General features: G+C 73.8%; 1 protein-coding gene. It reads right to left on the bottom strand.

All coding sequences use genetic code 11. The features are described from left to right. A partial coding sequence (locus GA0115259_RS33265; protein ID WP_161230532.1) for a lantibiotic dehydratase occupies nt 1-1602 on the bottom strand: 1602 nt, incomplete at both ends.

A 1602-nucleotide genomic window follows, 5' to 3' on the forward strand; every position in this document is an offset into this window, starting at 1 on the left:
CGAGGCGGTTGTGCTGCATGTGCAGGAGGCCGTCGACGGCTGTGGCGGTGCGCGCGTCCGCCGAGTTGCCCAGGACCAGCGCGCCGTACGCGCGAGGCGCTGGCGAGGCGTTCCACAGCCGTTCCAGATCGTCCGCCCCGGTGCCCCGGACCAGCGTCTCCAGGCACCGGCCCGGAGTGATCCATGCGCGGGCCAGAACGCGGTGGGCGCGGTAGTACCGGCGGTGCGCCTCGACGTTCGGGAAGGCCGCGTCCACCCACTCCCACCACGGCCAGTCGCCGAGCGCGTCGAGCAGGACGCCGTAGTGGACGGCGGCCAGGACGGGGCCGGGCAGCGGCAGCGCACCAGAGGCGCTCAGCCTCATCAGCCGGACCGCCGAGCGGCTGTCCAGGGCGAAGACCTCCTCGGCGTGGGACATCGCGGCCCGGCCGCCGTAGCGGTGCTCCTCCGGCGTGTAGGTGTCAAGGGAGAAGTGGCGCACCAGACGCTCGGCGTGGAGCTGTTCCACGCACTCCCGCAGCGCGGGCAGCACGCTGCCGAGCAGCACCTCCGGATCGCCGTGCACGCGGAACCGCAGGTGCGGGTCGGGGTCCCGGTAACGGGTGTAGAAGCACCGGTCGGTGAGGCCCGCGATGTTGTCGGCGAGGCGGGCCAGCCGGCCGGTGAGGATCTGGCTGTGGTCCTCGGCCGCAGCGTAGATCTTGGCGTAGAGCCATTCGCCGCCCGGCGGGTGGGGAGCGGACGCCCGGGACGCGTGCGCGAGCACCCTGGGACGCCGCGCCTCCGGCGCGGGCTCACGCCGTACGAGCGAGACGATGACCTCGTTCGCGTGGCCGGACAGCCAGCCGAACGAGGAGGGGGACGCGGTCAGGTCCTCGCAGATGTCCACGTCGCGTGAGGTCAACTCCTGCCGGAACATGCGCAGATGAAGGGCGTTCTCCAGGTCCAGGGGGCAGGTCTCGTCCTCCGACGCGATCTGCACGAACCGCGGGACGTCCCAGCGCTCCCGCCACCGCTCGACCTCGGCCGGCCACGCCCCGTCCGCCACCGCGGCGGCCTCCAGCAGCCGGGCCGTGGGCCTCCAGCGCGCCGGCCGGACGATCACCCGCCCATGCCGGACCCGCGGCAGGAACGGCAGCACCTCCGACCACCCCCACCTCCACGGCGACCACGCTGCGGCGCCGGCGGCGGCCACCTCGAACAGGAAGCGGGCGACCGGCGGAGCGGTGTGGATGCCGAGCATGTGCGGCCTGACGGGGACGACCTCCTCCCCGGTCCGGTGCCACACCAGCCGCAGCCGGTCCTCGTCGGCCACGATGTCGATCTCCCGCCAGTCGATCACCCCGGGCCGCCCGCGGTCGGCGTGGACGCCGATCGGAAGCTGGTACGGCAGGACGTCGGGCACCTGGCAGACGTTGAGGTGACGGGGGCTGTCCGGCTCGAAGCGGACCTGGGCGCGGATCACGCCCGCGGACTGCGGGGCGCCGATGAGCGAGCCGACGGTCGTTGTCCCGATGAGCCCGGCGAAACGTCCCGTCGAGACGCCGGCCGCCTCCGACTCGGCGTACCGGGAGAGCACCAGCCGGAAGTCGCCCCGCGCCA

Origin of the sequence: Streptomyces sp. MnatMP-M17 (genome assembly GCF_900091995.1) — a bacterium.
Lineage (GTDB): Bacteria > Actinomycetota > Actinomycetes > Streptomycetales > Streptomycetaceae > Streptomyces.